The 25,260-nt window shown below is 57.3% G+C and carries 18 protein-coding genes, 2 tRNA genes and 1 rRNA gene; 4 read left to right on the top strand and 17 right to left on the bottom strand.

Annotated features, from left to right (window positions below):
• From ACTNA2_RS05130 to ACTNA2_RS05080, 11 genes are all read right to left on the bottom strand, one after another.
• Nucleotides 1–196: ribosomal RNA gene (locus tag ACTNA2_RS05130) — 16S ribosomal RNA — on the bottom strand; the annotation flags it as partial.
• Nucleotides 197–967: 771 nt separating this feature from the next.
• Nucleotides 968–1,043, bottom strand: a tRNA-Lys gene (locus ACTNA2_RS05125).
• A 28-nt stretch (nt 1,044–1,071) separates the two neighbouring features.
• Nucleotides 1,072–2,352: an aminopeptidase gene (locus ACTNA2_RS05120; protein WP_441048787.1), complete on the bottom strand. Its 1,281-nt coding sequence runs from the start codon at nt 2,350–2,352 to the stop codon at nt 1,072–1,074.
• Between the two features lie 93 nt (nt 2,353–2,445).
• Entirely contained in the window at nt 2,446–3,021 is a 576-nt protein-coding gene (locus ACTNA2_RS05115; protein WP_427717870.1) for a hypothetical protein, read from the bottom strand.
• On the bottom strand, nt 3,022–3,900 hold the full coding sequence (locus ACTNA2_RS05110) for a phosphoribosylaminoimidazolesuccinocarboxamide synthase (RefSeq protein ID WP_154516897.1): 879 nt from the start codon (nt 3,898–3,900) through the stop codon (nt 3,022–3,024).
• 118 nt (nt 3,901–4,018) lie between these two features.
• Nucleotides 4,019–5,584, bottom strand: a complete 1,566-nt coding sequence (locus tag ACTNA2_RS05105) for a sensor histidine kinase (protein WP_154516828.1) — start codon at nt 5,582–5,584, stop codon at nt 4,019–4,021.
• Nucleotides 5,585–5,595: 11 nt separating this feature from the next.
• Nucleotides 5,596–6,318 (bottom strand): response regulator transcription factor, encoded by a 723-nt coding sequence (locus tag ACTNA2_RS05100; protein WP_006236208.1) that lies wholly within the window; start codon nt 6,316–6,318, stop codon nt 5,596–5,598.
• A gap of 152 nt (nt 6,319–6,470) precedes the next feature.
• Nucleotides 6,471–7,634 (bottom strand): hypothetical protein, encoded by a 1,164-nt coding sequence (locus ACTNA2_RS05095; RefSeq protein WP_427794048.1) that lies wholly within the window; start codon nt 7,632–7,634, stop codon nt 6,471–6,473.
• Nucleotides 7,635–7,681: 47 nt separating this feature from the next.
• Nucleotides 7,682–7,945 (bottom strand): TIGR03905 family TSCPD domain-containing protein, encoded by a 264-nt coding sequence (locus ACTNA2_RS05090; protein ID WP_427717875.1) that lies wholly within the window; start codon nt 7,943–7,945, stop codon nt 7,682–7,684.
• Nucleotides 7,946–8,074: 129 nt separating this feature from the next.
• Complete coding sequence (gene purB, locus ACTNA2_RS05085) at nt 8,075–9,421, bottom strand: adenylosuccinate lyase (RefSeq protein ID WP_154516820.1); 1,347 nt, start codon at nt 9,419–9,421, stop codon at nt 8,075–8,077.
• Between the two features lie 192 nt (nt 9,422–9,613).
• A tRNA-Gly gene (locus ACTNA2_RS05080) sits at nt 9,614–9,688 on the bottom strand.
• A 298-nt stretch (nt 9,689–9,986) separates the two neighbouring features.
• Between ACTNA2_RS05080 and ACTNA2_RS05075 the strand changes: the two genes are divergently transcribed.
• On the top strand, nt 9,987–13,418 hold the full coding sequence (locus ACTNA2_RS05075; RefSeq protein WP_441048786.1) for a SpaA isopeptide-forming pilin-related protein: 3,432 nt from the start codon (nt 9,987–9,989) through the stop codon (nt 13,416–13,418).
• A 62-nt stretch (nt 13,419–13,480) separates the two neighbouring features.
• On the opposite strand, the gene ACTNA2_RS05070 is transcribed toward ACTNA2_RS05075, so the two are convergent.
• Nucleotides 13,481–13,699 carry a hypothetical protein gene (locus tag ACTNA2_RS05070; RefSeq protein ID WP_427729007.1) on the bottom strand — a complete coding sequence of 73 codons (219 nt, stop codon included), beginning with the start codon at nt 13,697–13,699 and terminating at the stop codon, nt 13,481–13,483.
• A gap of 20 nt (nt 13,700–13,719) precedes the next feature.
• Nucleotides 13,720–16,830, bottom strand: a complete 3,111-nt coding sequence (locus tag ACTNA2_RS05065; protein WP_441048785.1) for a hypothetical protein — start codon at nt 16,828–16,830, stop codon at nt 13,720–13,722.
• Nucleotides 16,831–17,028: 198 nt separating this feature from the next.
• Here ACTNA2_RS05065 and ACTNA2_RS05060 point away from each other — a divergent pair, with 198 nt between their 5' ends.
• Together ACTNA2_RS05060 and ACTNA2_RS05055 are read left to right on the top strand one after the other, a co-directional pair.
• Nucleotides 17,029–18,051 carry a helix-turn-helix transcriptional regulator gene (locus ACTNA2_RS05060; RefSeq protein ID WP_441048784.1) on the top strand — a complete coding sequence of 341 codons (1,023 nt, stop codon included), beginning with the start codon at nt 17,029–17,031 and terminating at the stop codon, nt 18,049–18,051.
• Nucleotides 18,038–18,955 carry a helix-turn-helix transcriptional regulator gene (locus tag ACTNA2_RS05055; RefSeq protein ID WP_441048783.1) on the top strand — a complete coding sequence of 306 codons (918 nt, stop codon included), beginning with the start codon at nt 18,038–18,040 and terminating at the stop codon, nt 18,953–18,955. Before ACTNA2_RS05060 ends, ACTNA2_RS05055 begins: the two co-directional genes overlap by 14 nt.
• Here ACTNA2_RS05055 and ACTNA2_RS05050 read toward each other — a convergent pair.
• Both ACTNA2_RS05050 and ACTNA2_RS05045 read right to left on the bottom strand, forming a co-directional pair.
• Nucleotides 18,952–21,846 carry a helicase C-terminal domain-containing protein gene (locus tag ACTNA2_RS05050; RefSeq protein ID WP_441048782.1) on the bottom strand — a complete coding sequence of 965 codons (2,895 nt, stop codon included), beginning with the start codon at nt 21,844–21,846 and terminating at the stop codon, nt 18,952–18,954. The genes ACTNA2_RS05055 and ACTNA2_RS05050 overlap by 4 nt on opposite strands.
• Entirely contained in the window at nt 21,840–22,805 is a 966-nt protein-coding gene (locus ACTNA2_RS05045) for a D-alanine--D-alanine ligase family protein (protein WP_441048781.1), read from the bottom strand. The genes ACTNA2_RS05050 and ACTNA2_RS05045 overlap by 7 nt, the downstream gene beginning before the upstream one ends.
• A gap of 85 nt (nt 22,806–22,890) precedes the next feature.
• On the opposite strand from ACTNA2_RS05045, the gene rlmN reads away from it, so the two are divergent.
• Nucleotides 22,891–23,943 (top strand): 23S rRNA (adenine(2503)-C(2))-methyltransferase RlmN, encoded by a 1,053-nt coding sequence (rlmN, locus tag ACTNA2_RS05040; RefSeq protein ID WP_441048780.1) that lies wholly within the window; start codon nt 22,891–22,893, stop codon nt 23,941–23,943.
• 192 nt (nt 23,944–24,135) lie between these two features.
• Here the strand turns inward: rlmN and ACTNA2_RS05035 are convergent, their stop codons facing one another.
• Both ACTNA2_RS05035 and ACTNA2_RS05030 read right to left on the bottom strand, forming a co-directional pair.
• Entirely contained in the window at nt 24,136–24,390 is a 255-nt protein-coding gene (locus ACTNA2_RS05035) for a hypothetical protein (protein ID WP_154516796.1), read from the bottom strand.
• Nucleotides 24,380–25,258 (bottom strand): ParB/RepB/Spo0J family partition protein, encoded by an 879-nt coding sequence (locus tag ACTNA2_RS05030; protein ID WP_427795191.1) that lies wholly within the window; start codon nt 25,256–25,258, stop codon nt 24,380–24,382. Before ACTNA2_RS05030 ends, ACTNA2_RS05035 begins: the two co-directional genes overlap by 11 nt.
• Nucleotides 25,259–25,260 lie beyond the last annotated feature (2 nt).

Here is a 25,260-nt window from a genome sequence, read left to right as displayed (position 1 = left end):
GGGCGCCATGCGGCACCCGGGGGTATCCGGTATTACCCGTCCTTTCGGGCGGCTATCCCGGGGGAGGGGGCAGGTTCTCCACGTGTTACTCAGCCGTTCGCCACTCGCTTCTATCCGAAGATAGGTGCCGTTCGACTTGCATGTGTTAGGCGCGCCGCCAGCGTTCATCCTGAGCCAGGATCGAACTCTCCGTCCAAATATGTTTGGGCCTCGAGCCCGTCCGGTCCTCTCAGTCATCGCTGATCGGTTCCGTTCGATTCATATGGTTCTGTATAGGAAAAGGAATTCTCGGGGCCGCCTCTCGGCGGCCTTGCGAAAAACGAATCCAAGTCAGACCATTTCAAATGGTTCGATGTCTGCCCGGATGCGACACATCTGGTGTGTCCATCCTCGCAGTATCCGGTTCTCAAGGTGCACGCCTGCGCCGGTTCCCGGTCCGACCGGGCCGCGCGGCAAGGAGATATATTGCCAGACCGGAGGGGCCCGCGGGGCGGGAATCCCGCACTCCATATTTTGTTCACAAATAAATTGATCCTTCAGCTGTTCCACTGAAGTCATATCTGAAGCATCGGCTTCCGGTATTGGCGATGACCAGCTGGTTTATAGGTGTTGAGGTATCGGTCATCTCTGGTGCGCTACTTTACTCTAACGGCATCTGGTTTTGGTTTCCTGTCGGTAAAAGGCTGGTTATGGCCGCCAGGCGTCCTTATATATAGAGAAGATCGGGTTCGAACCCGTGCACCGGCAACAAAAAAGCGGCCGGCATCCGCCAGTCGCTTTTCTATTCTATGGTGGGCCGTCAGGGGTTCGCGCCCGCTGCGCGGGCGGCCGCTTCGGCGCCTCCACGCCTCGCGCGCTGCGCTGGCAAACGCTGACGCGTTTCCTCAGCTCCGCGCCCTTTCGGGTTCGAACCCGTGCACCGGCAACAAAAAAGCGGCCGGCATCCGCCAGTCGCTTTTCTATTCTATGGTGGGCCGTCAGGGGTTCGAACCCTGGACCTTGGGATTAAAAGTCCCCTGCTCTGCCAGCTGAGCTAACGGCCCGCGGATGGCATTGTACCACGGTCTGAGACTATTCCCAACTCCATTGGCCGTTCTGGAAAATCACAATTTCACGTCCATCAGGTGTAATGCCCGTAATATCGATGTCGTCCGTGCCAATCATAAAGTCAACGTGCGTGCTCGAAACGTTGACGCCATGCTCCAGAAGTTCCTCTTTGGACATGTCATACCCGCTTTCGATGCACTCGGGAAAACCGACACCCAACGCAAGGTGACAGCTGGCGTTCTCGTCATAGAGTGTGTCGTAGAACAGAATGCCGCTTTCACGAATCGGTGTGTTCTTGGAAATAAGCGCGACCTCGCCCAGATGAGCAGCACCTTCATCGGTTTCAATAATGCTCGCAAGCGTTGCCTTACCCACGCGAGCGTCATAGTCCACTACGCGGCCGTTCTCGAACTTAATCCAAAAATCGTCAACCTTATTGCCGTGGTGAATGAGCGGCATAGCCGAGTACACGATGCCGTCGGCGCGCATGCGATCGGGCGAGGTGAAGACCTCCTCGGTGGGAATGTTGGGGAAGAAAGGGTGACCGTCGGGAGTTTTTCCCTTGCCGCCGGCCCACTCATGGTCTTTCGTCATTCCAATCGTCAGATCAGTTCCATTCGAAGCGGTGTAGTGCAGGCAATCAAATTGATTATCGTTTAGGAAGCGCAGGTTCTTTTCGAATGTGGCGTCATGGAGCTCCCAGTCGCTCTCCGGGTCCTGGCCATCAGCACGAGCGGTGTGCAGAATCGCATTCCACAGCTTATAGACTGCAACCTCATCGGCGTCTCCCGGGAATACCTCGCGCGCCCAAGCAGCGACCGGAGCGCCGGCGATGCACCACGGGTTAATGTTGTAGTCCAGTCCACGGCGGAAGACCTTACACTGCATGTTCCTCGCCTTAGAAGCTGCGGCAGGCTTAGCGGGATCGATGCCCTTGAGGGCAGCAGGGTCCGTGCCCTCAATAAAGATAAAGCAGGCTCCGTCCTGAGCCAACGAATCCAGCTGCATGCGCTTCCACTCGGGAGTCTGCTCAAAATAGCTTTTCTCGACATGCTCGTAGGTAAGCCTCGTCACGGCATCGTCAGCCCAGATGACCGTCACGTGACCGGCACCGGCGTCATAAGCCTCCGCAACCACCACGCGCGCAAATGACGCGCACTCGACGGGAGACTGAACGACGACCTCCTGACCGGGCTTAACGTTGACGCCCTTGCGGACAACGAGACGCGCATAATTGTTAATCTTGGGCTCCAGGGACTTCATACCCTCCAGAGCCTCTTCGACCGTCAGGGCAGCTCGAATCATGTGCCACTCCATCTATCTACAGGACAGTAAAAAGGCGCACCGCAAAAAACGACGCGCCTTATATCTTAGCGATATCTATAGGTTGTAACGCTACTACTTCTTCTTGGAGGCCTTCTTGTCCTCTTTGGCAGCCGAGCGCTCGATAATAGCGTTGAGCTTGTTATCGGACATGCCCTCGGCCTGCGCGCGATACATATTACGCAAGGGACGGATGCGCACGAAGTCGTAGATGAAGTCACCCAGAATGACGATGTAGGACAAAACAATGCCGGCCATCTGGACGGGGCTGGACACCATGCCAGCGGGAGCGAAGTACAGCGAAGACCAAATGGCCACGACGAGCACCATACCGATAGTAAGCACGGCCCACCAGATGCGGCGGCGCTTGGTGTAGTCCTCATCCTGCTTGAGAAGGATACTCGACACCGTGTAGATGCGGTCCTCCTTGGCGCGCCGCTTAGCCTTGCGGGCGCGCTTCTCCTCTTTAGAGAGGCCCTCGAGGCTCTCGCCCTTCTCGAGCTCCTTGCGGCGTGCCTTGGATGATGCCGGCACGACGCGAACAGAACTCGCTGCCTGACGAGCTGGCTTGGCGGATGCGGCGGACTTGCGCGCAACCCCGGTAACCTCGTGGGATTGCGTGCGCTTGTTCGTGGCGCTGCGGGTACTCACTTACGCGTTCTCCTTCATGCTTGTAAACTGGGAGCCCGTGATGATCTGGAAGGCCTCGCGATAGCGCTCGGACGTGCCATCGATGACCTCGGCGGGCAGATGCGGGGTCTCCCCCGTCATATCCCAGTTGGCCTTGAGCCAATTGCGGACGAATTGCTTGTCGTAGCTAGGCTGAATCTTACCCTCCTCGTAGCTGGCGGCAGGCCAGAAACGGCTGGAGTCGGGCGTGAGGCACTCGTCGATCAGCGTGACCTTGCCATCGATGACACCAAACTCAAACTTGGTGTCGGCAATGATGATGCCACGGGTCGCTGCATACTCGGCGGCAGCTTTGTAGATCTTAAGAGACAGATCTCGGATCTGCGTGGCGATGTCCTCGCCAACGATCTCGCAGCAACGCTCAAACGAGATATTCTCGTCGTGATCACCGATCTCGGCCTTCGTGGACGGGGTGAACAGCGGCTCGGGGAGCTTGGAGGCCTCGGTCAGGCCCTCAGGCAGCTGGATGCCGCAGACGGTGCCGTTCTCGTCGTAGGTCTTCTTGCCCGAACCGGTCAGATAGCCGCGGACGATGCACTCGATAGGAATCGTCTGGGCCTTCTTAACCAGCATGGCGCGGCCTGCGAGATAGTCACGATACTCGGCAAACTCCTTGGGGAAATCCGCCGGATCGATGGAGACGAGGTGATTGGGGACGATATCGGCAAACTTGTCGAACCAGAACGCCGAGATACGGTTGAGCACCTCTCCCTTAAACGGAATTTCGTCGGGAAGAATAAAGTCGAACGCAGAAATGCGATCGGTGGCGACCATCAACAGGTTTTCGCCGGCATCGTAGATATCACGAACCTTGCCACGGGAATCCGGACGACGCTCCATCGTTGTCACGTGAGTCACTCCTTACCTAAATACGATAGAAATGCGGGTTCTTTCCCGCACGTTTTCGCAAACTCGGAGCGGCAGGGACGCGGCCCCTCCTTCACCGAATAGCGAAAAGCTAGTGCTCCATTGTAGTAGATGCCGCGTCCGCCGTGTGCTCGCGGGGCAGATGAATCGTAAAAGTCGTACCCTTTCCAAGCTCCGACTCCACGGATATGTAGCCATGGTGACGCTCGACGATCTGTTTAGTTACGGCGAGGCCGACGCCCAGGCCGCCAGCTTCGCGGGCGCGGCTGGCATCGGCGCGCCAAAATCGTCCGAAGATACGCGACAGATCGTCCTTGGCAATACCGATACCGGTATCCGAAACGGCAATACTGACATGCTTGCGGTCACTGAGCACCGACACTACGACCCAACCGCCCTCGGGGGTGTAGCGCATGGCGTTGCTCATGAGGTTGATGACGCATTGCGTGATCATGTCGGGATCGGCCTCGACGACATCGTCGTGCCCCTGGGTTTCATCTGCAAAGCGAAGGCGAAGGTCACGGTCGGCAAACAGACGCTCCTGGCCGTTCACAATCGATCGCACGAACGGAACCATGTCCACCGGTTCGAGATTGAGCGGAGCCGTGCTGTTTTCCATACGCGATAGGTCGAGCATCTGCTGCACCAAACGAGCCAGGCGACGCGTCTCGGAAGCGACCGTCTCCAGATGCTCGTCGTCGGTGGGATACACGCCATCTTGCATGGCCTCGACCGTTGCAAGCATGGCCATGAGCGGTGTACGAAGCTCGTGTGCGACATCCGAGGTCAGGCGCTTTTCGTGCTTCATATCTTTCTCGAGTGAGGTGGCCATCTCGTCAAAGGTCTCACCCAGCTGGTCGATTTCGTCATCGCCGCGCAAGCCCGTACGAGCAGACAGATCGCCGTCGCGAATTTGCTTGGCTGTGCTCGTAATACGATGAATCGGCTTGGTAAGCATGCGCGACACGAGCGATCCGATAACGACCGAGATGCAGATTGCAACAACCGCGGCAAGAGCCATGGCGTTAAAGGTCTTCTCCCTAAACGCAGAATCTGCCTTAGTGAGCAGAGCGTCGGAGCCGATAGCCCATAGCTTTACCTGTCCGACATGCTCGCCAGAGGACGTAACGATTTCGACGTTGGCAACGCTATCGGAGTCGGTGGGCGCTGACGAGACCGGGCTATGCGAGGCCTTTTTACCGCTCGAGCTGCTCGACGGCAATTCGCTCTCGCGCACATCGGCGGTCGCACTTGCCGAAGGCCATGAGTCGTCATAAACGACAACGCCCTTTTTGTTGACGACCTGCATACCCAGGTCGTCGGACACCAAGCTCGATGTCGCGACCGTGCGCAGCTCGCCCGCAGTCCAATTGCCGTTTTCCTCATACGACGTCGCAAGCTTTTCGGCAGCAGAATTGGCGATCTCGACGATATTGGAGCGCGTGTAATCCGAAAAGACGGTGCCCCACACAACGGAGACAACGCCCACCAGCACCAATACCGTCATGAGCGATGTCAGGGCAAAAGCCAAAGCCATACGCGAGGGATAGCTCATCGCCGGCCGTGAATCGGAACGAGGCGTGTTCCAACTTGCCTTGGAACCCGCCTCGTTCTCCTGCTTGTGCTTTTGTCCGATTTCAAAGCGCGCAGGTGTCATATGTGATTTACCTATTTCTCGTCCGACTTATCGGTCTTGGCCGGAGCCTCGAAGCGATAACCGACGCCGTGAACGGTATAGAGCCACTTAGGCTTCTTGGGGTCGTCGCCCAGCTTGGCGCGAAGGTTCTTCACGTGGCTGTCGATGGTGCGCTCGTAGCCCTCAAAGTCGTAGCCGAGCACCTTCTCGACCAGCTCCATACGGTTATAGACGCGACCGGGATGGCGAGCAAGCGTGGTAAGCAGCTTAAACTCGGAAGCGGTCAAATCAACTTCCTTGCCCTCGACCAAGATCTTGTGGCCCGAGATATCGATGACCAGATCGCCAAAGTCGAGTACCTCAACGGCGGGCTCGTCTGCCTGGTGAGCACGACGGAACAGGGCGCGAACGCGGGCGACGAGCTCGCGCGGCGAGAACGGCTTGATCAGGTAGTCGTCGGCACCAAGCTCGAGGCCGATGATGCGATCCTCGATCTCGCCCTTGGCGGTAAGCATGATGATGGGCACATCCGAGGTATCGCGGATAGTGCGGCAAACGCGCTCGCCGGGGATCTTGGGGAGCATAAGGTCGAGCACAACCAGGTCGAACTGGTGCTTCTCGAACTCCTCGATCGCAGACTGGCCATCGCCAACGCCAACAACCCAGTAGCCCTCGCGCTCGAGATAGGCAGCGACAGCGTCACGGATCGCCTTCTCGTCCTCGACCAGCAGAATCTTTTTTGCATCTGAAGCCATAACACGGCCCCCCTGTCTCAATTAGCTAAGAACAAGCCCATTTTAACGCACCTGAGCCCACCGGGCATCGCATGGGCGCGACAGCTCGGCGGGCGGTACTCACGGTTACAATGGGCTTATTCCCCCGTTGGCGCCTTTTTAACCCCTCGGCGCTAAAGAGAGAACAGGCGAGCGGTAACCGTCTCGGGAATTCCTTGGCTATTACGCACCGTGGCATAGGTTAAAAACGTATTCGATTTTCCCGCCGTAGCTGGATAGTCGCCATATTCGAGAGCGCGGTCGGGCGACAGCAGCGAACCATAGGTTTTAGCGGAGGTATCGATCAGAAAATGCGATGCCTGAACCTTAACCAGATATTTGCCCTTCCTGCCGGCGGCGCACGCGAGCGGTTCGCGCGATAGAAATTGATACGGGCCGCCCTCGTTACCAATGTAGGTACCCATATTGCCCAGGCCGCCCACGCCGGCATAGGTCGCCTCAATGGAGAACACAAACGTATCGCCCATATATACGGCCTCGAAAGGTGACACCGACGAAGGAAGGACCAGCTGAGCCCTCTTGGTATTGTTGCCGTCCGTCAGGTCGATCGCCGTCATGCCGTAGTAGACGCCCTCGTCATTGCGCACGCGGGGTGAGATAGTCAGGATGCCATCGCTCACGCGCGGTGCAGACGCAAAGCGGCCTGTCGACTTCCAGATTGCCTCCGCTTTAGATTCATCGAGCGAACGGCGGTAGCAATATGAATCGCTGCCGGTCTTATTGCCACCGGTCGAAGGCATCTTGTACCAGATGACCGACGAGTCAAAGGCGGTAAACAGCGGAGGGTCGTAGTCCTCACCGCCGCGATCAAGCTCAACGGCATTACCAGTAAGCGCCGCGCCCGACAGGGTTTGCGCATAGAGCTTCCACGACGAATTCGCGTAGTTCATCTCAACCCACGCAAACACGCTATCGGTGGCGCGAACGTCGTAAAACGCATAACCGGAACCCTCGACAGGATCGTCAATCAACGTGGTGAGTGAGCCGTCCCCCATGTTGAACACGCCAAGCGTGTTGGCATGCAGCGCAGATGCGGGCGCCATCATCGCCGCAGCGTAACCTCCATCGCAGTAGTACAGCAGCGTCCCCAATGGCAACGTCCACGACGCCGTCGGCTTAAGATCAATGTCGACGGCCTCATACTCTTCGGTAATCGAGACGATCTTGGAATCATCTTTGATAACCTGCGGCTCACCGGCAGCATCATCGCTGGTGCCCGTTTTTTTCGAGCACCCCGCAAGCAGCGTGGCAGCACTCGCGGCAGCACCACCCAACACAAATCCTCGGCGCGTTACCCCATTCTTAACGCGATCAAAAATACTCATTAGGCAATCTCGGCACGCGCGGCCTCGATGGCACGCGTAAGCTGGTCGGCACAGGAGGTCTTTTTCGTGCCGCACGTATTGCCGGCCAACACCTCAATCACACGATCGGAAGAAACACCTTCGACCAATTTAGAGATGGCCTTGAGGTTGCCGTTGCAGCCGCCGGTAAACTCAACGCCCAGTACTTTGCTGCCGTCATCGGAAAGATTGAGGTGAATATTGCGAGTACACACGCCCTGGGGCTTGTAATCAAACGAAATCATGCGATCTCCTTCTCAGAATGTCATTCGAGACGACTATTATCCCCGTCTTTCCATAAATGCAACGAGGCGCTTTACCGGCAACACACATTACCAGCAAAGCGCCCTAAAAAGCTAACGTTATGCCCGAACCTACTCGAAGCTCAGCTGCTCCAGACGATCGAAGACCGTATCGATGCGGGTGAGGAAGTCCCACGGATCAAAGATCTCGTCGAGCTTCTCCTGGCTGACGGTGCAGCGCGGATCGGCCTCGAGGCGCTCCTTGAAGGTGGGGCCGGAAACACAGTCCTGCACCTCATGCCAGGTCGCCATGGCGTTTTCCTGCACGATTGCGTAGGCGTCCTCACGGGTAATGCCCGTATCGACGAGGGCCAGCAGAACCTTGGAGGAGAAGATGAGACCGCGGGTCTTGTTGAGGTTGGCCATCATGCGAGCCGGATACAGCTGGAGGCCATCGATAACGCGGATAAGGCACTGGAACATGTGGTCAAGTGCGATAAAGCTATCGGCCTGGGCGACGCGCTCGGCAGAAGAGTGCGAAATGTCACGCTCATGCCACAGGGCGACGTTGTCGAAGGCGACCTGGGCGTTGGACTTCACGACGCGCGACAGGCCGCAGACCTTCTCCATGGTGATGGGGTTACGCTTGTGCGGCATGGCGGAGCTGCCCTTTTGACCCTTGCGGAACGGCTCCTCGGCCTCGAGTGTATCGGTCTTCTGCAGATTGCGAACCTCGGTAGCGATACGCTCGCAGGTGGCCGCCGTGGTGGCGAGGACGCCAGCGAGGTAGGCATGATGGTCGCGGCTGATAACCTGCGTGGACAGCGGGTCGTGAACCAAACCCAGGTGCTCGCAGACATACTCCTCGACAAACGGCTCGATGGAGCTGTAGGTGCCAACGGCACCCGAGATGGCACCGAAGGCGACGTTCTTGCGAGCGTCCTCAAGGCGATCCAGATCGCGCTTGAGCTCCCAGGCCCAAGAGCCAAACTTCATACCAAAGGTCATAGGCTCGGCGTGGATGCCGTGAGTGCGACCGGCGCAGAGCGTGTTACGCTCCTCGAAAGCGCGACGTTTGCAGATCTCGCCGAGTTTCTTGACGTCCTCGATAATTAGGTCGCAGGCCTGGGTGAGCTGATAGCACAGGGCCGTATCGCCCAAGTCAGAGCTGGTCATGCCATAGTGAACCCAACGGCTGGGTTTAGGCTCGCCCTCGGGAACATCGGCGTCGATATACTCCTTCATATTGGTCAGGAAGGCAATGACGTCATGGCGCGTGACTTCTTCGATCTCGTCGACCTTCGCCTTCTCAAAGTTGGCGTGGTCGCGGATCCACTGAGCTTCTTCTTTAGAAATACCGATCTTGCCGAGCTCCGCCTGGGCCTCGCAGGCCAGAACCTCAATCTCCTGCCAAATGGCGTACTTGTTCTCGAGGGAGAAGATGTGTCCCATCTCCGGGCGGGTATAGCGATCGATCATAGCGGCTCCTTTTTGGTTATTGGCACGTTGGTCGTAACTCAACCATTGTACCGTGCGCAGGTGCAAGTATAGGCAGCAGGTATTAACCTAACATTTTGCCATTTGCCTAACGTTCACACCCTGTCGGGTTCGAGTCCCGGCACTTTATTGAAAAAAGCACGGTACCGCAGCGGTGCCGTGCTTTTATTTTTTTGGAGCGGGCAACGGGACTCGAACCCGCGAGTGTCAGCTTGGGAAGCTGATGCCTTACCACTTGGCGATGCCCGCATATGTGGGGGATAGTATAACGCGGTTGTCTTGTTTGATACAAGGGCGCTAACCCTTGTTTTACGCATGGAAAATCATCTTCTTGTTGCTCGAATTGCGAAAACAGGGACTCGAGTAACCTGTTTTACACCGTCTTCTACCTGCTTTTTTGTTTGATTATCTAAAACCGGTCTCCATTTGTTGGGAACTTGGCAAGTTCTTGGTCAGCTCGCGGTACTTACCCGTATGACCCCCGGCGCTAATCTCATCCCACGCGCCGCAATCTCCCAGCGCGGCGCACAAAGGATAAGGAGCAGCCATGTCCAATGCACCCACGCACTCTGTCCACAGCGCAATCGCAACAGCACCGCTGCTCCTATTCCTCTTGTTGTTTCTAGCCTGCGCCACGCCTGGTACCGCCTGCGCCGTCGATGGAAACGATACGCTTAGTTTTCGCACCATCAGCGATATGTGCGGACCGTTTGGCATTGGCAAGTACGAGGCACAAGACGCCTCGATTTCTTACTGCATGAACCAAGACTGCCCCGGCCCCAGCAGCCCAGGAGGACCATGGCGGACCTACAATCAGGGTTGGACATGGCTCGACAACGAGTTTGCCGCCGTCATCTGCCATGGATACCCTTCCGCCACATCATTTGGCGGCCATAACCTAACGGCCGAACGCGCCCGCGCCGCAACCCAGATTGCCGTGTGGATGCTCAAAGGAACCACGCGCCCCGACGGCTCTTTTGCGTATACAAACAACGCCGGCGTTGCCAAAAGCGGCAAGTTCGATCAAGACGCCGAGGTTGTCGCGGCGGCGCGCTGGCTCTACGACAACGCAAAAGCCGGAAATATTAAGGCCGACCCGCATCGCGCCAGACGCTATCACGGACCCGTCTCTAACGAAGGCCGTCACCAGGATATGCTCTACGTTTTGCCCACCATCAACGTATCCTTTGAAAAAAGATCTGCAAACACTGTCATTACCAGCGGGAACGATACGTATCAGTTAGGTGGGGCGACGTTTAACATCTTTGAGAAAAACACGGACAAACACGTCGGCAGCATCAAAATGGACGGCAACGGTCGTGCACGGGCAACGCTTTTGCCCAACACGGCATATTACCTAATCGAAACCAAAGCGCCGACAGGCTATCTGTCCCGACGCGATCGCATTGACTTTACCACCGGAAAAAGCGGCGGACATGTCACAATCAACGAGCAGCCAGGTTCTATCACGCTGCGTGTCGTCAAAACCGATGCCGCCACGAATGCCGGAGCGCAGGCGGGAACCTCGCTCGCCAAAGCCGAATTTACCTGTGTCTCGCAGTCTACCCCTGGGTGGACGCGCACCTTCACGACCGAAGACGATGGCCAGGCGACCTTAAGCGGCATTCCCCTGGGAACCTTTACCCTCTACGAATCGAAAGCACCAGAGGGCTACCTGCTCCCCCATGACAGCTGGACCTATACGGTCGGCCCCAATCAACTAAACGACATGGGCGTCGTTGAGCTCGAACGCCGCATCCCCAATACTCATGTTGCGTTTGACATCGAGATTTCCAAGTTCAAGGATTACGGGAACGGCGAGCAATCGGGATTAGAACAGCCAGCGGAAGGCGTCGTCTTTGAAATCGTCAGCAACAGCTCTAAGCAGGTCGTAGGCACATTGACGACAAATATCTATGGCTTCGCATCCACCAAAGACCAGCCCAAGGCCTGGTTTGGCGCGGGCACACGACCGGACGGCGTCCACGGCGCCATCCCCTACGATCGTGAGGGGTATACCGTTCGCGAGGTCCCGGAAACTGTTCCCACAGGCTTCAAGCGGGCAGAGGATTGGACCATCACGCCCGAGCAAATCGCCGACGGAGCCAAGCTTCAGTACATAGTGGACAATCACACCCTTTCGACACATCTCCAAATCATCAAACGCGATGCCCAGACGGGAGCTTCCGTCCCCCTTGCCGGCTTTAGTTTTCAGCTGCTCAACAGCAACCGTGAACCCATCTCTCAAACATGCTGGTATCCGACGCACAACGTTATGAACACCTTTACCACCAATGCGACCGGCACCGTCACGTTGCCAGAATCGCTCAAGCCGGGCACATATTACGTACGAGAAGTCGCAGCCAAAGCGCCCTACCTTGTGGGCGACGAACTGAAGGTGACGATTCCTGCCGATGCAGATCTCACACCTATCGCCGCCGTCTCGTATTTCAACAGCGCGGCAACCGGAAGCATCGAGATCGCGAAGGCTGACGCAGTAGACGGCAGTGCCCTATCTGGTGCCAAGTTTGAAATTCGCGCTGCCGACGATATCGTTTGTCCCGATGGCCACATTGCCGCCCTTGCCGGTGAAGCCGTTGCTGCCGTCACAACTGATGAACAGGGAAAAGCTCGCGTAGACAACCTTTCGCTGGGTTGCGGAACGGCACGATACGAAGTCGTTGAAACCCAGTCTCCCGACGGCTATCTACTTGATCGGACAGCACATATCGTTGAGCTTGCTTATATCGACCAGAAGGTCCCTGTGGTCGAGTCGCAGATCGAATTGTCCAATGATTACACCAAGGTCGATTTCTCCAAGGTCGATATGACAGGCAAGCATGAAGTTAAAGGCGCCCGACTGGTCTTATGCGACGCCGATGGAACAGAAATTGATTCTTGGATATCATCCGAGCAGCCCCATCGCGTGGAGCACCTTGAACCCGGTTCTTATACCCTATGCGAAACAATGTCCCCGCGTTCCTATGACCTCGCTGAAGACGTATCCTTTGAAGTCGAGGATACGGGGAAGATCCAGGCCGTAACCATGACGGATGCACCGATTGAGATTAAGGGGAGCGTCGACAAGCGACAAGAAATCGCGCGGCCAACCGTAAAGGGAACAGTGGCGAACGGCGACGGTAAAAACCGGGCGGCGACGCAACCCGACAGAAAGGGCTCCTATTCCTACACCATCGACGCTCAAAACGAATCGAGCACCTGGGTCGACGAGTTCACCGTCACCGACGATCTCGAATGTGCCAAAGACGGCACGGCCAAACTTGTCGCCATTAAAACCCCGATCGCCGTCGGCGACTTAAACGGGCTCTGCAATGTTTGGTATCGAACGTCACCGGCAGACAAGTTGGGCATAAAGGAAAAGGCCAACGCCACACTTGACGATGAACACACCAACCCGTGGCTCGAGACAGACGAGGTCAAAGAGCGGCTGGGCGAGGATGTGCGGATTGTCGATTACGATGGCTGGAGTCTTTGGAAAGCCGATGTCTCGACCACGGAGTCTTCCACCCTCGAAGTAAAGGACCTTACGCTTTCGGACGACGCTGTTATCACGGGGATTCGCTTTGAGTATGGCTCGGTTTCCGCAGACTTTACGACCCGGCGCGACAACGATTCTTGGAATCGCAATGGGCTTAAAGACGAGCATGACGACCTTGATGATGCGACGGCATCCCTCAAATCGGATTTACACGGAGCAATCATCCGGATGTGTGCAACCTCATCCTATACGCCCCAAACCGCACTCGCCAACAGTGCCCGTGTTGACCTTTGCCGCAACGGAGGAGGCGAAAAACTCGAGTCGCACGATAAAGATCGTGTTGTTCAAAAATGCGCCATTCCGCAGGATCTTCCAAATACGGGCAATGCACCCATCATCTCTTTTCTCACCGCATTATTGACCGCCGGTGGCACAGCAATTTGGCTCACTTGGCTAAGCTCGGCATCAAAAGAGGAGTAAGTAGAAATAACGGGCGAGCCGATATGCCGGCTCGCCCGTTATCTGGCGTGTGTAACCAAAGGCTATTCCGTAGACGCAGACCCGCCGTCAACAAGTTCCAGATCGCCATCCGAAATGCCGTCGGCACCCAAACTCTGCTCTTGCTCCACCTCTTCGCTCATCGTGGACCTGGGCGTCGACCCCTTAGCGCCCACGATATATGCGGCCCCCAGACCCATAGCAATGGCGATCAAAAACAGAACCACATAGACGGGCCAATGGCGTTTGATGTATGAAAACACGCTAACTCCTTAGAGGTCCGCTACGAACGGCGGATGACCTCGGTGACAACCTCGGACACCGTAGCGATGTTCGTCGGGTTGACGTTGTACGGCAAATCGTCTTCGGTGCGCGCGCAGGCAAGACGCGGGCCATCGACACCGGCAATTGTGAGGGCGCGACGGCTCGCCTCGAGCGCGGCATAGGCATCGGTCTTGGCATAGGGCATCTCAAACGCGCCACAATCAACGTGGAACGACTTGCACACCTTGCTGACCAGATTCATGATGCGGCGATCACCCTTGAGCAACTGCTGCTCGCCTTCGACCGTCACGACCGAAAGCCTACCGGCTCCAATGGACTCAAGATTGATAAAGAACACACCACGCAGCTTATCGCGATGGGCTTCGAGGAACGCCTTCATACCGGCGCCGTCACAATCCGAGGCACCCGTTGCCACAAACCAGATATCATGACCAAGCAGCTCGTCATCACCCATGGAGGCAACAGCCGAAAGCATGTCCTCGGCAGAAGCGCCGTCAGAAGAGGTGGCACCGCCCTTCCAGCCGTTATCATCGTCCTCAAAGTTATCCCAAGAGCCGATACCGCGGCCAGACTTCTTGGCATCGTAGTCATCCTCGACGCCCAGCCAGTCGCTCATGCTGTTCTGCTCATTCTTCTTTTTGCGTCCGAACAAGCCGCCCAGACCACGCTTCTGAGGCTTTGCCTCCTTGGCGACGGGAGCCGGGATGGTTTCGATGGGCTGAGCGCCCGAAGAAACGGGCATGGAGGGGGGAACCGGTGCCGACGTGGGCTCGGGCCCCTGAGCCGTCGCGAAAGGATCGTCGGCCTGAGCCGAGGGGTCGGGGAGATCGAAGAGGGATGTGCGGGATGCGACGTTGGCCTGCTGCATCGAGGGCAGCGACGGATCGGGGACCGAGGCAAGCGGCGAAGAAGAAGGTGTGGGTACCGGAGCAGAAGCGGGATCGGGGATATTCATCTGCGGACGCGGTGCGGCCTTGGACGAAATCTGCGCCATGAGCGAATCAACCGTCTCGACCTGCACCGATGCGGGGTTGGCAACCGTGGAGCCGGGATCGCTCGGGGCAGGCATGGTAAAGATCTGCGTAGAGTACGGCCTGGACTCATCGGCGTTAGAAACCACCGGGGTCTCTTCTTGCTCAACGACGACCGTCGCGTCGGCTTCAATCTCGTCGGCGATGTTCGTCTCGGCGTCAACGTTCTCAACCTGCTCGGCATCGACACTCTCAGCCGGCTCGGCTTCGGGCGCCTCGATCTCATCTGCAGCATCCTGGGACTCATCGGAAACAGAAAGGGGCTCGGCGATGGCAGTACCCTGCTTCTCGAACGTTATCGTGGCATCGAAGTTCGCGGCGTCGAGCGTTTCGGTGGCGTCGATTGGCTGCTGGGCCTCGAAGGACGTCGTAGCCTTGGCGACCTCCGTCGCGGCAGGCTGCTCAGCCTCATGCTGTTCAAATTCCCGCGCCGCACGCTCACGCTCGGCCTCGGCAGCCTGCTGGTGGGCAATAGCCTCCTGCTCTGCCACCTCGCGCGCAGCGGCACGCTTTTCCTCAAGGTCGTCGACAAGTTTTTTACCCTTAGCGAGTGCGCCCTTAAAGAAGCTTGAAGCGCTGGCTCCAATCGAAGAGAACGCAGATGCTATATCGGCATGGGGCGTCGCGACCGGTAGATCGGCCGAAAAATCGGTATCGCTCTCATAGGAAACGCGCTGCGGATACTCATCGTAATCGCTGGCGGAATCGTCGTACACATCCTGAACCACCGGAGCGGATGCAGCGGTGTCCGGCTCGGGTGCAGGGCTGGGCTCGGGTTCCGTCTCTGGCTCGGTATCGACGACGGGCTCGTCGGCAGGCGCGGCGACAGGTTCAACCGAAGCAGGCTCGGGATCGACCGTCGGCTCCTCGCCCTCTTCGTAATCAAGCGTGCACGACTCGGGAAGCATCCCCAGGGCACGAATGGCATCAGAACCAAAGCGAATATTACCGGCAGCATTGCGATACAGCTTAGGCTCGGGCTCGCTCGGCTCGGCGACAGCGGGCGCCCCAATCGACTCGACGGCATCCTCATCCGCGACCGGCTCGGCAGCAACCTCGGCTTCAGCCTGAGCCTCGGGAGCAATGACACCAATCAGGGTTTCGTCAGCTGAGGCACCCTCAAAGCCATCGATCTGCTCGTCAAAAACTTCGCCCTGCTCGGATTCGGGAGCGATCGGCTGGCCAAACTCGTCCTCGGTGTAGGAGGGCTCTTCGTACTCGATCGTGTTGCCGTAGTCGTTTTGCTGCTGGGCAGCGGCATACTCAGCCGCCGCGCGCGCCATCTCCTCGGCACGACGCTTTTGCTCACCAAAATAGTCATCAAACGGAATGTCGTTGGGGAACTCGTTTTCGCCCTGGTAAGGGGCAACGTTATCCATGACACCGAGCATCGCGGCTACAGAAGACTTATTGCAGACCGCACCGGACGTATAGGGAAGAACAAAACGGTTGGCAATGATATTGGCCGCGTTGGCGAGCGCCACAAGAGAGGCGAGGATCGCAACGATCCAAAGCAGAACCTTAAGAGCGCCGGGGAGCGGCAGTATACGCAGAATGGCAACGGCAGCGGGGACAATCGTGGCGACCGGCAGCATCTTGGCGATGAGCGCGCGATACGGCGCGTACGGTTCGCGAGCGAGGAGCTCGGCACGCGGAGAATCGTAATGGGCGACAACAACCACCGGACGGTTGCGCGGAGATGCAAGCGGACCTGTGGCCTTGTGATAGGCAATGACATTTTGACTCACGCCCGTCTTGCCCAGGCGAGAGATAACAGGGCGACCGGTACGCTCGAGCACATACAACACGGCACCGGCGATGGCCAGCAGAACACCGATTAAGCCGATGCTGCCGCCAATACCCATAAGCAGGGCACCGGCAAAAGACAGGATGCCTGTGACGGCAAATGCCAGCCTGCTGGGTGCAGGAGCGTTAAATTCCTGGACTTCGGGATCAAAGCCATGATTGCGGAAGATCTGGGCGATATCCTCGGCAGCCAAACGCTCTTCTTCGCTGCACGCCGGCGTGATGCCCGTGCCCTGCAGCAGGTGATTGATATAGTTCTGGGTGTTCGCCATGTGCGCTCCACATCCATAATCCGACAAATAGGCCCAATGCTTGCACATTAGAACCGTATATAGTCGAAAGTATACCCCGAGCGAACGCAATCGGCCGAAATCTGGGCATCTTAACGCACTGAGCGGACAAGGATATAGCCTAATCTCCATATCGGAATAAAATCATGGCATCAAATAACCTTCCCATGCGAGGATTCTATGACGGTAAGCGATATGACCGCGACAAACAAAACAAATGCGCCAGAACCCGGTTTCGACAAAACCGCCCAGCGTATCCTCAACCTTTTCTTTGTCCTCAACAGTTCCCCCGAGCCCTTAACTACCGAGCAGATCGTGCTGGATTCTGACCTAGGCTACGGATCGGGCAACGTCGACTCGGATAAGCGAAAGTTTCGCCGCGACCGCGACAAGCTGCTCGAGCGGGGCATTGTGATCAAGGAAGTTCGCGCCGCGGGTGCCCAGGAGACCGAGGAGAGCGCCTGGACAATCGACCGTGAGCATACGTTTGCCGCGGGCGGCTTGATCACCGCAGACGATGCCGACATTCTGCTAAACGCTATCGATCAGACCCTCACCACGGGCTCTTCGGCCTTTGCGACCCCGCTCGCCGACATACGCTCCAAAATTGCCTATCTTACCGGCGAGACGAATACGGCCGAGCCCCCCGTTGTTCACTCGCCGACGGTCGATGCGGTATGGAGCGCGTTTGCCGACCGATGCGCGCTGCGTTTTTTGTATCAAAACGGACGGGGTGAGCAACGACAACGCACTGTTTGCGTCTACGGCATGTTCGAGCGCGAAGGAACAGCCTACTTTTGCGGCCTAGATGACGCCACCGGCAAAATCAGAACCTTTCGCTGCGATCGCATCGTTCGTGCGTGGCGTCCATCGCGGGCCTACGCCATTCCCGCGGACTTCAATCTCAACGATTACCTCTTCTTTGAATTCGATTTCTCCGATTGCCAGCCCGTCACGGCAACTTTCTCGTTTGCTCCGCAGGCTCAATCCGACATGGTCCACGGCCTCACACGTGGGCGAGGAAGGCTCGAGCACGCCAAAGAAGGCTGGACCTGGACCGTTGACGTTCGCGACCTGAATGCGGCGGCGTCATTTTGCATGGAACACAGTGTTGACGGTATGAGGCCCGTAGCGCCCAACGAACTCAAGCAGGCGTGGAACCGCCTCATCGAAAGGACAGTGAGCGCTCATGGCCGTGCGTAAGCTCACCAGCGAACAAAGGCTCTCGCGCTCCATCGACATTATGGAGGCACTCTATGCCGCCGGCGAGGCGGGCATGACGCGAGACGAAATCTGCAGTCGCTTCGATATCTCCGGAGCTTCGCTCGACGAGATCATCGGCATCATCTCGACGCTCGCAGACCGCGAATCGGGCGCGCGCATCATTTGCGAATGCCGCGATGAACGTGTGGTTCTCATCGGCGATGCGGGCCGTGTGCTGCCGCTTCGCCTGAGTGCCGCCGAGGGCGCCGTACTCAATCATGAATTGGAGTCACTCGGAATCGAAGAGTGCGCGGCGGCGCGCATCCGGCGCGCACTCCTTCCGGCGGAACTCGGATACAACCAACGCGTTGTCGATACCGTCGCCCGCGGATCTTATTGGCAGCAACTCTGCTGTGCAATCCAGGATGGCGTGCGATGCCTCGTCACCTACCGCTCCCTGGACGACCAGCATCCACGCAGGCGATTGATCGACCCCCTAAAGATCACGACCAATGGCGACCAAACGTACCTGATTGCCTGGGATGTCGAGGCAGACGGGCAGCGCTCCTACCGTATGGACAAGATCGAGGAGCTTCTGCTGACGGAGGACTCCGTCGTGCGTCACACGACCGAAACCACGTCCCTGCACGATTCCCTTGCACAGGCAAGCCAGAGCGTTAAGCTCCTGATGCCGCTCGATATGGCAGAACGCGTGAGGTGGGCAGGTATCAGGTCAATTAAAGCCGATGGGGAGGGTACGGCAAGCGTGACCGTTTTCTATAGCTCCGAAAACTGGCTGTTTAGCCAGATTATCGCAGCGGGCGGAGCCATCCGCATCGCAGACGACCCCTCCCTTTCAAAGCGCCTATGTGATGCCGCCGAGGCAATGGCCTTCCGTTCTTAGCGATGGCATTCGTGCGCTTGGCGCCATAACTGAAGATAGTGGCCGATCTGCGCCGTTTCGATGCGCTGATACGAGCTCGTAGGCAGCGATGTCAGAAATTTCTTGCCGTAACCCTTCGTCACCAGACGCGGGTCGGCCAAAATCAACACGCCGCAATCGGTCGATGAACGAATCAGGCGACCGGCCGCCTGCTTGACCTCGAGAACCGCCTCGGGCAGCGAGTAGCGTACCCAGGCGCGGTCCTCGCGCAGATTGCGCTCGCACGAGAGAGGATCGGTGGGGCTCGAGAATGGCAGCTTGGGGATAATGACGCATCTCAGCGTCTCGCCGCTGGCATCGAAGCCCTCCCAAAAAGCCTTGAGAGCAAAGAGCGACGAGGTCGACTCGTTGATAAAGCGATCGCGCAAGCGACGGGGAGACGAATTGCGCTGCTGGCAATTGAGTTCCAGGCCGGCACGAGCCAGCTTGGGCTCAACCCGAGCATACAGGTCTTCCATATCGCGGCGATTGGTGAACAGCGTGAGTACCGACCCGCCCATAGCAAGATGGGCATCGACCAGTACGCGCTCGAGCGCGGACAGATAGCCCTCGCGGTCGCGAGGGTCGGGAATGTCCCCCGCCACGACTACGGCCATGTTCGAATCGAAGTCATAGCTCGAATCCAGGTGCAGTGACGAGGATGCCGAAGCGCCAATGCGATCGAGGCCTACGGCATGGTTAAAGTGCTCAAAGCTCTTGGACACCGTCATGGTTGCCGAGGCAAAGATGGCCGTATGCACCTCGGGCAGCCACTCGTTCGCCAGGGCCTCGCCGATGTCGATGCGCTCGGCGGTCATGGATTCTCCGCCCGCACGTAGGCGGCGGTTGACCTGCAGCGAGTACACATAATGTTCGTCGGTGCCGTCAATGATGAGCTTGAGGTTCTCGGCCAGCTCGTGCAGACGGCGCGAAATATCGCCCAGGTCGACGACGACCTCGGGTTTATCGGCAGCGACAGCCTGCACCAGCGCGGCAACATTTTTATCCGCCTGCTCCAGGGCATCGATAGCAGCGCTGGCAGACTGCAAGAAGTCATGCCAGTCATCCGACTCGCGCAACTCGGGGCCAATCCACAGATTTGCGCTGTCATAGCCACCGCGGGCGCGACGGCCGAGCTCACGCACGCCGTCAAACACCTCGGCGAGTGCCATGCTCGCGCGTGCGACCGTAGACGTCGCCTTCGCGGTGAGCCCCAGATAAAGCGTGGAGCCTTCGGATGTCGCCAAATCACGAGATACCTGGCTCAATGCACCGGAGCTCGACCCGCCAAGGCGCTCAAATAGCACGCGAGATTCGTCTGCCGAGACCACGCGCGCCCACTGGCGGCGCGCCTCGCGCTCGATGGAATGGGCCTCGTCGATTACCCAGTGGCGGATGGGAGGCAAAATTCTCCCTTCGGCCGCAACGTTGCGAAACAGCAGGGAATGATTTGTGACCACGACATCGGCATGCGCCGCGCGACGACGGGCACCGTGGACGAGGCATTTATCGGGGAAGAACGGGCACAGGCGGCGAGCGCATTCGCGTGAGGCCGTCGTAAAGTCGGGACGGTTGACGCTGCGCCAGCGAATGCCGAGCGAATCGAGGTCACCATCGGCAGATTGGCACACATACGCCATGATCACCGCAACCGCTGTGAGCGTGTCGGCAGGATCGCGCTTGGTGGTAATCTCGGCCTGATTTCGGCTCATGCGCTCGAGTTTACGCAGGCACGGATAGTGGTCATATCCCTTGAGCGCACAGAATGACAAGCCTCCGTCCAGCTGTTCGGCGAGTTTTGGCAGCTCGTGGTACATAAGCTGATCGGCAAGATTATTCGATTTGGTCGCAATGCCAACGGTAATGTTGTTTCGGCGGGCGGCCTCGGCAAAGGGTACGAGATACGCCATCGATTTACCGACGCCCGTACCGGCCTCTATCACGCGATGCGTATCCGTAACCAACGCGTCGCGTACCTCGAGCGCCATGGCAATCTGCTCGTCGCGCGGCTCATAAGTGGGATACATGCGATTGACTAGACCACCAGGGGCATAATCCGCCTCGATCTCTTCGCGGCTCGGCATGCTAAGAACCGGCAGCTCGTCGGCATCCACGCGATCATCGGCGCGATCGGCCTTGAGCACGTCGGCGCGGGCGGCGGCAAGCGAGAAAATCGAGCCGGGGTTTTGACCTGCCAAAAACGAGAAAATGGGACGATAGGACCAAGGAACATCCGCGTGCATATCCGCCAGACGCGCCATAAGGCCCTGCGGCAAATCCGTAAGGGCAACCAGCAGCACGCGCCACACCCCACACAGGGCATCGACATCGGCGTTTGCGCGGTGCGACACGGAGTCGCAGCCAAACAGATCGGCCATAAAGGACAACTTGTGCGATGCCAGGCGCGGCAGCGCGATACGGGACAGCGCCAGCGAATCGATCCAGATGTCGCTGACGTTGACACCGCCCTTGACCGATTCGATGAACGATCGGTCAAACGTGGCATTGTGCGCGATAACCGGGCACCCGCCCACAAAATCGGCGAGCGCAGCCACGGCCTCTACAGCTGAGGGGGCATCGGCCACATCGGCGTTTGTGATGCTTGTGAGCTCAGTGATTTCGGCAGGGATCAGCTGCTTGGGATGCACAAACGTGTCAAAGCGGTCAACGACCTCGCGGCCCGAAAGACGGGCCGCGGAAATCTCGATAAGCTCGTTGTCCTGGACCGAAAGACCCGTGGTCTCGGTATCGAGGACGATAACATCCTCCTCGATAAGGCCAAACGATTGTGTGCGGGCACGCTCGGCGAGCGTTGCATAGGAATCAATGACAAACTGCGGCGTTCCAGGAGATACAGCGTCCTCGATTAGCATGCAATGCCCGCTCGACGGAGACCCATGCGAATCAGATTGTCACAGACCTGCGGGAAGGTCATGTCTTTGGTATGACGAATCTCGTCCGGATACAGCGACGTATCGGTCATACCGGGAATCGTATTGGTCTCGAGGATGACGGGGCCGTCCTCGCTCACGATAAAATCGCTGCGCGAAATGCCCAGACAGCCGAGGGCTTTGTGGGCCGCACAGGCTAGTTCCTGGGCACGAGCATAGTTTTCGGGCGAAATCTGCGCCGGAATACGGTGGATATCCGTGGGATCGACGTACTTCACATCCAGGTCGTAGAACTCACAGTCCTCAGGCTTGCGAATCTCGACGATCGGCAGGGCGCGCACGTCATCCTCGCCGTAGACGCCTACGGTAATCTCGGTTCCCTCGATGCACTTTTCGACCAGCACCTTATCGCCGTACTCAAAGGCCTTGGCGATGGCGGCAGGCAGCTCAGAGGGCTCGTGTACCAGGGAGATGCCGTAGCTGGAGCCGTTGACGGCGGGCTTTACAAAGCAACGCTCGCCGCAAATCTCAACGATGCGATCGATATCGACCTCGTCGCCCGCCTCAAGCGCTAAACCGGGGGCAATGGGGATGCCTGCCTTGGCATACAGAAGCTTTGAAACCTCTTTATCGGCGCCACACGCGCTGGCGAGCACACCCGACGCCGTATAGGGGATACCCAGCGTCTCCATGGCTCCCTGCATGGCGCCATCCTCGCCGCCGGCGCCGTGCATGGCGATAAACGCCACGTCAAAATCGCCAGTTGCCATAGTCACCATAAAATCATCGGCAGCCGTATCGAGCAGCTCCACCGAAGTGTAGCCAGCCTCCTTTAGGGCCACCACGACGTTCTTTCCCGAATTGAGCGAGATCTCGCGCTCGGCGGAATGGCCGCCCGCCAAGACCGCTACGTGCATGTTCTCTAGGCTTTTACCCGGCATGGGCAGACTCCTCCTCTATGATTTCTGCAGCTGATACCATATTGTAGCGATACCCCCTACGTTTCCCCAAAATCGAAAGGCTTCCATGAATCCCAGGACTAAATTTCAGGACATTCGCGACTTGAGCCAAAACGATATTCGCGAGCTCGTGTCCGAACTCGGCCAGCCCGCTTTCCGCGCGAAGCAGCTCATTGAATGGGTTTTTGAGAAGAACGTTTGTTCGTTTGACGATATGACCAACCTTCCCAAGGCTTTCCGCGAGCAGTTAAAGGAGGCATTTGCCTTCGACACGCCGACCGAGCTCACCAAGCAGGTGTCCAAAGACGGCTCTCGTAAATACCTACTCGAGTACCACGATGGCATTTCTGTCGAGACCGTCGGCATGCCCCGTCGTAACAAGCTTTCTGTCTGCGTATCCACCCAAGCCGGCTGCGGAATGGGCTGTGCTTTTTGCGCTACCGGTCTCAACGGCCTCAGGCGCTCGCTGACCGCCCAGGAAATCGTCGACCAGGTACTTCACGTTTCCAATGATTTTGGCGAGCGCGCGACAAGCGTAGTGTTCATGGGCCAGGGCGAGCCTTTTGCCAACTACGATGAGGTTCTTAAGGCGCTGCGCATCCTTAATGACCCCGACGGTATCGGCATTGGGGCGCGCCATCTCACCGTGTCTACCAGCGGTGTTATTCCTGGCATCCGTAAGTTTGCCGACATTCCCGAGCAGTTCACCCTAGCTGTCTCGCTGCACTCCGCTATCCAGTCCACACGCAATAAGCTCATGCCCGGTGTCAAGAAATACACACTCCTGCGCCTTCACGAGGCACTGCAGCTCTACACCGAGAAGACCGGCCGCCGTCCGACGTACGAATATGCCATGATCGAGGGCGTCAACGACACCAACCCCGAAATGCAGGCGCTCTGCGACTTCTGCGAGGGCACGCTGTGCCACGTCAACCTGATTCAGCTCAACGATATTGAGGGCAGCCCGCTCAAGCCGTCACCGATCCATAAGGTAGAAGACCTTCAACGCCGTCTTGAGTCCCGTGGTATCGAGACCACGATCCGCAACTCTCGTGGCAATGATATCGATGCGGCTTGTGGCCAACTCAAGCAGCGTTTCAAAGTTCAGAAGAACGCGTAGGGGCGACCAGCCCAAACGTTTCATGTGAAACATCAGAAAGCCCCGGTTGCTTAATTGCAACCGGGGCTATTTCATATTCATCGATTATCTGCATCATACGATTGTCCAGCATTATTTAGGACGATATTAGGGATCCCTGTACTGGTGATCAGACAAGGAACCCTTCAGAATAGATGAGTCATTGTTAGGTACCTAAAAGCCTACATTTTCCCATTGATGATTAACCCAATCTTGGTTGATCTTGGGATTCTTAGTCATCTGAGCCGTACGCATGGCAACGTCCTCGGTCATAACATCCATTTTCTTTTTTGAGGTATCAACGATATCCTGCGCTCCGCGAAGTAAACGACCACGCAATTCATCATCTGTCGCAATCTTATAACCGGCAAAAGCGCCAACTGCAACAGTAGCAGCCAAAGCGACAGCAGTCAGAACTTTATTCCTCATCCTGACCTCCTTGATCAAACTGAATGATTTCGCCAAGAATGCGAGAGAGTTCCTCTTCATCCTTAAATTCAATCTCGATCTTGTTCTTGCCGCGCGAGCTCTTTACGCGAACGTTCGTGTTAAACACCTGACGCAGAACGCGTGCCGCCTTCTTAAAAGACTGAGGCGTTGCGGTTCGAGGCGTTTTTGGTGTCTCTCCGGCAGAAAACAACGGAGCAAGATTTTCTGTCGCGCGGACGGACAATCCTTCCGCAACAACCTTCTCAGCTAACTTAATGCGTGCATCTTCGTATGGAACTGCAAGAATTGCACGAGCATGGCCAGCAGTCAGCTTACCTTCAAAGATCATCTGCTGAACAACCTCTGGAAGATCAAGTAGGCGCAGCGAATTGGTGATTGCAGAGCGAGACTTGCTAACAGCCTTCGACAAGGCCTCTTGAGTCATACCACTCGCATCGATGAGCTGTCGATATCCCTTAGCCTCTTCGACGGGATTGAGATCAGAGCGTTGCAGATTTTCAATCAATGCAAGCGCAAGCATCTGTTCATCATCAACATCTTTTATGATGACAGGAACTTCCTCAAGTCCAGCGAGCTTAGAAGCCTGATAACGGCGCTCACCCGCGATAATCTCATAGCCATTACCGTGCTTGCGTACAAGAAGTGGCTGAAGAACACCATGCTCCTGAATCGACTCACTCAACTCTCGAAGCTCGGTCTCATTAAAATGAATTCTGGGTTGGTTGGGATTCGGAACGATATCTTCGATTGGAAGTTTAGTTTCCGAAGCAGTATTGGATGCGGACGTCGCAGATCCACCGGTCTCATATTCTGCTTCGGAGACCAATGCATTGAGTCCGCGACCCAAAC

The organism is Collinsella sp. HCP28S3_E9 (assembly GCF_052065455.1).
Taxonomy (GTDB): domain Bacteria; phylum Actinomycetota; class Coriobacteriia; order Coriobacteriales; family Coriobacteriaceae; genus Collinsella.
This window is presented reverse-complemented; position numbering and strand designations above follow the sequence as displayed.